Here is a 6,697-nt window from a genome sequence, read left to right on the forward strand (position 1 = left end):
CGCCAACCTGGCCGATGAGCCGATCGCGACATACGGGGTTCGGCTCGACCGAGCGCTGCCCGCTGTCGACCCCTTGGAGCTTCTTCAGGGCGCGACGCTGGTGCCCGGGCGCCGGGAGGCCGATGCCGTCTACCGGCCGCTCGCCGAGCTGCCACCGAAACAGGTCTACATCTTGCGGTTTTCGCCGTCCGGAGAGACACCTTGAGGCCGGAAAACCTGCATCCGACGGACCGGCGCCGCCAGCGGCGCCGGCGCGACGTCGCGTTCGGCGGGTATCTCTACATCGGCTGGATGCTGGCGACGGCCTTTCTGCTCAACTGGATCCCGGTAGCGACGCCGGGCTACTGGGCGGTGGGATCGTTCCTGAGCTATCCGGCGCTGGTGCTGGCCGTGCCCGCCGGGCTGCTGGCGCTGGTGTACACCGTGGTGGTTTGGCGGGAACGCTCGCTCTGGCTGATGGCGGCGCTGACCGCCGCGGTCTGGCCGGCGCTCTGGAGCGCGGCCCGGCTGGCCGACCCATGGAGCGCGGCCGTGGGAGCGTTTTTCGTTGGGTTGACGGTCCTGCTGCTCGCGCTGCCGCTCGGATGGTTCTCGAGCTGGAGACGACCCTGGCGCCGAGCGCTGCCGGGGGAGCCCGAGGAGGAGTCCAAGCGTCCCTGGTGACGGCGTCCGTTCGCGAGTGTTTTCAAGCCGGGCTCAAGCCGGGCTCAAGCCGGGCTCGAGGCGAGCTCAAGTCGAGCTCAGGCCGGGCTCGAGTCGGGTTCGAACAAGCGAGCGCCCTCATTTTCCGCCATCGCCATGCGTACCAGCTGGGCGACGGAGTCGGCTTGCATCTTGCTCATCACTCGCGCGCGGTGAATCTCGACGGTTCGCTGGCTCAGCTCCAGGCGGTGCGCGATGACCTTGTTGGTCAGGCCTTCGACGACCAGCGCCATGACCTCGCGCTCCCTCTGGGTCAGGCTTTCCATTCGCTCTCGAATCTCATGTCGAAGCCGAGCCGCCTGGCGCTTCTCGGTGTCGAGGTCGAAAGCCTGATGGATCTTGTCGAGGAGGTCTTGATCGCTGAACGGCTTCTGGATGAAGTCGACGGCACCGGCTTTGAGCGCCTTGACCGCCGTCGGCACGTCGGCGTGTGCGGTGATGAAGATGATCGGTAGTGTGGAACCCCTGGCGGACAACTGCTCCTGCAGCTCGATCCCGCTGAGGCCCGGCATGCGCACGTCGAGCACTACGCAACCGGACATCTCGGGCCGGTAGGACTGAATGAACTCGGTGCCCGAGGCGAAGGCTTCCACGGGCAGCTCGACCGAGCGGACCAGGAGCTCCAACGAGTCGCGGACCGCCGGATCATCGTCGATTACGAATACGGTTTCACTGTCGTTCATGACGTTGCTGGGAAAACGCTATTCTAGCGTGGCTCGGTCGTTTGCCGCTCGCTGGCGGCGAGGCCGATTCGAAGCGACGGCCCGACGCCCGGCGACATGCACAGCGACATGACGAAAAGCAAGATCCGCTCGGAACGACGCATCGCTCGCGGGATGACTTTGAGGTGGGTCCCCGGTCTGGCGGTCCTAGCCGCCTTGGCGCTTGCCGGGTTCTTGATCTTCGACGAGAACGTGCGCTCGGTGGAAGCCACCGCGTCCTTGATCAATGAGGCGGGGCGCCAGCGAGTCCTGTCCCAGAGAGCAGCCCTGCGCGCTCGGCACCTGGCGAACCTGCCGGTTGCCGGTGCGGACGCGGATCGCGCTCCGATCCGCTCCGAGCTGGGCGAGATCGCCCAACAGATGGCGAGCGTCCACTCGCGTCTTCTCGCCGGAGAGCCGCTGCTCGAGCGACCCGATGACATGCCGGCGGCGCTGGCGCGGATCTTCGAAGAGCCGCCGCATGAGCTCGATCGCCGATGCCGAAGTTTTGTCGCCGCGGTCGTTTCCCTGGCGGAGGACAAGCCACTCGATTTCGAGGCGCTGGAAACCGTGCTGGAAATAGCCGAGGAGGGGACGTTTCTGGGCAGCCTCGATGCCGTGGCCAACGAGCTCGAGCGCTACACCGAGAGCCGCCTGCGCCGATCTCGGCGAGCTCTGGTCGCGGTGACGCTGGCCAATCTCGCGGTTCTGGTCGTGCTCTCCCTGGCGGTGTTCCGGCCGATGGTCAGGAACACCCGGCGTCATCTGCGGCGGCTGCGAGAGCAGGGAGAGGAGCACCGCCTGACCCTCGACAGCGCGCTCACCAGCATTGCCGTGGTCGATCCGGCCGGGCTTCTGACCACCGCCAACCGGTTCCTGTGCCAGCTCACCGGTTACGACGAAAGTGAGCTCATCGGTTCGCGCTGGCTCGATCTCATCCATCCGGACAACGCCGCGGATGCCGAGGAGCTGCTGACCCGGGTTCTGGCCGGCGAGGCCGGGTTCCAGGCGCGCCCGATGCGATTGGTGACCCGGTCGGGCGAGGTTCGCAGCGGTCTGATTCGGTGCGGCGTCCAGCTCGACGAGAACGACGAGCCGGTACGAGTCGTCATCCATTTCGAGGACTCGACCGAGCGTCTGAAGGCGGAGGAAGAAGCCCGGCAGAGCCGGGAGCGACTCGCACAAGTCGATCGGGTCACCGCGATGGGAGAGATGGCCGGCGGTCTCGCCCACGAGATAAACCAGCCCCTGACCGCGATTGCCTCCTACGCCCAGGCCTGTAGGAGATGGGTCGAGTCCGGCAAGGTCGAGTCGGGGAATCTGATGACCACTCTCGGCAAGATCGGCGAGCAGGCGCTGCGAGCGGGCAAAGTGATCCGTCGGCTGCGGACCTTTGTGAGCCGGCATGAGACCGGCGCCGAGGTCGTGGACCTAAACGCCGTCGTCACCGAGGCCGTGGCTCTGGCAGAGGCCGACGCCCGCATGCACGGTTGTGCGATCGAGACGGTGCTGTCGGCCGACCTGGAGCCCGTGATCGCGGACCCGATTCAGCTCGAGCAGGTCGTGCTCAACCTCATCCGGAATGGTATCGAGGCGCACCAAGACACCGGCGCCGCCGCAAGGGTGCTGGTATCCACCTCGGCGCTGGGATCCGAAGCCGTCGAGGTGACTGTTGTCGACAACGGCAAGGGTCTGCCGGACAAACCGGAGAAGCTGTTCGAGCCGTTCTACTCGACCAAGACCTCGGGCATGGGCATGGGCCTCTCGATCAGTCGGACCCTCGTCGCCTCCCACGGCGGCCGGTTGTGGTGCCAGCCGAATTCCGACGGCGGGGCGGCGTTCCTGTTCTCGATTCCGACGGCCGTCGAGAATCGACGCCGCATGCTCGGGTAGGCGCTCGGGTAAGTGGTCGGGTGGGTGCTCGGCACCCGGACGGCACCCGGCCCGGATAGCCGGTTAGCACCGGGTAGGTACTTGTGCCTATCCCTCTTTCGGAAAGACCGGATATCTTCGCGCGTGGGTGTTGCTCATACTCGGGAGCGGCTCGGCAATAGCGGAGCCGCTTATCTCGGACATGCCCAGGGCCAGAGTACATCCCATGCCGGGTCTGCGCCCGAGCCTTGCGATCGGCCTGCTGTTGTCGGCCCTTCTGATCGCCTTGGGGGGCTTGTCGGCATGCTCGGGTGCGGCTCGGTTAGAGTCCCCCGTACGGGACGAACAGGTGGGCGAGCGCGCCCCCGAGGCGCCGGAGACCGCGACCGTCGAGCCGCACAGCGATTGGTCCGAGGCGGTTCTCTATTTCGTCATCGTCGACCGGTTCGCCGACGGCGATCCGACCAATAACGCGGAGGCGGATCCATCCGCCAAAGGCGCGTTTCACGGTGGCGATCTGGTCGGGTTGCGCCAACAGCTCGACGAGCTGGCCGAGCTCGGCGTGACCGCACTCTGGATCACGCCCGTGGTCGAGAACATCCCGGGTTTCGTGACCGGCGCCGGCTTTCCGGACTGGGGCTACCACGGTTACTGGGCCGACGATTTCTACGCGCTCGATTCCCGCTTCGGCAGCGAGGCCGAGCTCGAGGCGCTCGTCGATTCAGCTCATGAGCGCGGCATTAAGGTTCTGCTCGACGTCGTTTACAACCATGCCGGCTATGACTCGAAGTACCTGACCGATCCGGCCACCCGGGGCTGGTTTCGGACCGAGCAGGCCGGAACCTGCGGCAGCGACGACTTGACCTCATGCGTCGCCGGCCTGCCCGACTTCAGAACCGATCTCCCCGAGGTCCGCGACTACCTGATGAAGGCGCACTTGGGGTTGGCCAAGCGGACCGGGCTCGACGGGTTTCGCATCGATACCTTCAAACACGTCGAGCACGACTTCTGGCGGGAACACCGGCGCCGGGTGAACGAAGAGCTCGGCGAGGACTTCTACCTTCTGGGCGAGGTCTGGGCCGGGAGCGCGACTTCGCTGGATCCCTGGTTCGCCAGCGACGAGATGGACGGAGGCTTCGACTTCTCGTTTCAAGGCAACGCAATCGCCTTCCTGCAAGGACGCGGGCGTGCCGTCGCCTTCAACCGCTACCTGGAGAAGCGGCACGAGGTGCGGGACGGCTACCACCTGGCCCATTTCCTGTCGTCGCATGACGTCAAAGGCGGGCTGCTGATGCTCGAAGGGGATGTCGACGCCTTCGAGCTGGCAGTGGTGCTGCAGTTCACGGCGAGCGGGATTCCCACCATCTACTACGGCGAGGAAGTGGCGCGCCCGGGCGGCGATTGGCCCGACAACCGCAGCGACATGCCGTGGGGGGACCGCGATATTCAACCCGGAGCCGGCCAACCTCGCGACGAGGAGCTTCGCGATGCCTACAAGCGTCTGATCTCGCTTCGGCGCGCCCACCCGGCGCTCTGGCGCGGCGATCACGAGGGTGTTCAGTTCGGCGACGACCTGCTGGTCTTTCTGCGGCGCGACGCGGAGACCGGTACCGCCGTCGCGGTGGCCGTCAATCGCGGTGAAGAAGCGGCGACGATTGAATTCGAAGTGCCGGAGGAATGGGTGGGGGCGGCGGTGCGAGACGTCTGGGGAGACGAGCAGGCGCCGGTCTTGGACGACACCTTGAGGATGCCGATCCCTGCTCGGAGCGCGAGGGTTCTCGCGGTCTCCGACGACAATTGAGCCTTTCGAAGAGGAAGTGACGATGGCCGATGTAAAGCTCAGAGATGTCAAGAAGAACTACGGTGACCTGACCGTTATCGAGAAGCTCAACCTCGACATCGAAGACCAGGAGTTCATGGTGCTGGTCGGCCCATCGGGCTGTGGCAAGTCCACCGCGCTGCGCATGGTGGCCGGTCTCGAGGAGATCACCGACGGCGAGATCTCGATTGCCGATCGAGTGGTCAACGACCTGCCGCCGAAGGAACGCGATATCGCCATGGTCTTCCAGAGCTACGCGCTGTATCCGCACATGAGCGTGCGCCAGAACCTCGAGTTCGGCTTGAAGCTGCGCAAGATGCCTCAGGACGAGATCGACCGGCGGGTTCAGAGCGCCGCCGAGATTCTGGGCATCACGGAGTTTCTGGATCGCAAGCCGCGGGCGCTCTCGGGTGGCCAGAGACAGCGTGTCGCCGTGGGCCGCGCCATCGTTCGCAATCCGTCGGTGTTTCTGTTCGACGAACCGCTCTCGAACCTCGACGCCAAGCTGCGGGTGCAGATGCGAGCGGAGATCTCGAAGCTGCAGAAGCGTCTCAAGACCACGACCGTCTACGTCACCCACGACCAGGTCGAGGCGATGACCATGGGTGACCGGATCGCGATCTTGAAGGACGGCGATCTCATGCAGGTGGGCACTCCGCTGGACGTCTACGAGCGGCCGGCCAACAGCTTCGTCGCCGGCTTCATCGGAACCCCGCCGATGAACCTGGTCGATGCCGTGGCCGACGTCGAGTCGCTCAAGGGCGATGGATTCGAGTTCCGGCTGACGGAAGGCTTGAAGTCGATGGTGGGCAGCGACGAGCGCAAGTTGATCGTCGGCATCCGGCCCGAGCACCTGCATCTGTCGGCCGAGGACCTCGAAGGGGCGGTCGGCTCGCTCGCGGCCGATGTCGAGGTGGTCGAGCCGCTCGGGCACGAGAACATCGTGCACGGCAAGGTCGCTGGCGACTTCATTACCGCTACCGTGCCGCCGGCGATGGCGCCCACGGTCGGCGATCGGGTCGAGTTTCTGGTCGAGCTCGACCGGCTTCACCTCTTTGACGCCGAGACCGAGAAGAGTCTCGTTGTTTGATTTTGAGAACTTGACCGAGGAGAGACAAAAGATGACTGGAAAGCTCAAAGGAATCGGATGGCTGGCAGTCGTGTTACTGCTCGCGCCCGGTCTGGCGCCAACGCCGGCGACGGCGCAGGCCGAGTTGGTGGTCTGGCATGGCTACCGCGCGGGTGAGAAGGCGGCGTTCGAAAAGGTGGTCGAGGAGTTCAACAAGGCCCAGGGCGGAAAGATCGTCGTCAACACGCTGGCCGTGCCCTGGGACGCCTACCCGGACAAGGTCACCGCGGCGGTGCCGCGCGGCAAGGGGCCGGACGTCTTCATCTATCCGCAGGACCGTCTCGGTGGCTGGATCGAGGCCGGCAACACGATCGAGCCCATCGACTTCTTTCTCGAGGATGAAGTGGTCGACCGCTTCATTCCCTCGACCATGGAAGCGATGACCTACCAGGACACGGTCTACGGTCTGCCGCTCAGCTACAAGGTCATCACCCAGATCTACAACAAGAAGCTGGTGTCGAGCCCGCCCGCAAC

At 65.3% G+C, this 6,697-nt stretch carries 7 protein-coding genes; 6 read left to right on the forward strand and 1 reads right to left on the reverse strand.

Features of this window, described 5'->3' with window-relative positions; genetic code table 11:
* Both GY769_25105 and GY769_25110 read left to right on the forward strand, forming a co-directional pair.
* Positions 1-205: hypothetical protein (locus GY769_25105; protein ID MCP4205202.1), on the forward strand; the 205-nt coding region annotated here is incomplete at its 5' end.
* Complete coding sequence (locus GY769_25110) at positions 202-663, forward strand: hypothetical protein (GenBank protein ID MCP4205203.1); 462 nt, start codon at positions 202-204, stop codon at positions 661-663. The genes GY769_25105 and GY769_25110, both read left to right, overlap by 4 nt.
* Before the next feature lie 77 nt (positions 664-740).
* On the opposite strand, the gene GY769_25115 is transcribed toward GY769_25110, so the two are convergent.
* Positions 741-1,385 (reverse strand): response regulator transcription factor, encoded by a 645-nt coding sequence (locus tag GY769_25115; protein MCP4205204.1) that lies wholly within the window; start codon positions 1,383-1,385, stop codon positions 741-743.
* Positions 1,386-1,493: 108 nt separating this feature from the next.
* On the opposite strand from GY769_25115, the gene GY769_25120 reads away from it, so the two are divergent.
* The 4 genes from GY769_25120 to GY769_25135 all read left to right on the forward strand — a co-directional run.
* A complete protein-coding gene (locus GY769_25120) occupies positions 1,494-3,296 on the forward strand; it encodes a PAS domain S-box protein (protein MCP4205205.1) in 1,803 nt (600 codons plus the stop codon).
* A gap of 181 nt (positions 3,297-3,477) precedes the next feature.
* Positions 3,478-5,076 carry a DUF3459 domain-containing protein gene (locus GY769_25125; GenBank protein ID MCP4205206.1) on the forward strand — a complete coding sequence of 533 codons (1,599 nt, stop codon included), beginning with the start codon at positions 3,478-3,480 and terminating at the stop codon, positions 5,074-5,076.
* 22 nt (positions 5,077-5,098) lie between these two features.
* The gene (gene ugpC / locus GY769_25130; protein ID MCP4205207.1) at positions 5,099-6,184 is read left to right on the forward strand and encodes a sn-glycerol-3-phosphate ABC transporter ATP-binding protein UgpC; all 1,086 of its coding nucleotides are present in this window, start codon (positions 5,099-5,101) and stop codon (positions 6,182-6,184) included.
* A 31-nt stretch (positions 6,185-6,215) separates the two neighbouring features.
* On the forward strand, positions 6,216-6,697 hold a 482-nt coding region (locus tag GY769_25135), incomplete at its 3' end, for an extracellular solute-binding protein (GenBank protein ID MCP4205208.1).

The sequence above is a fragment of the bacterium genome (assembly GCA_024224155.1).
Classification (GTDB): domain Bacteria; phylum Acidobacteriota; class Thermoanaerobaculia; order Multivoradales; family JAHEKO01; genus CALZIK01.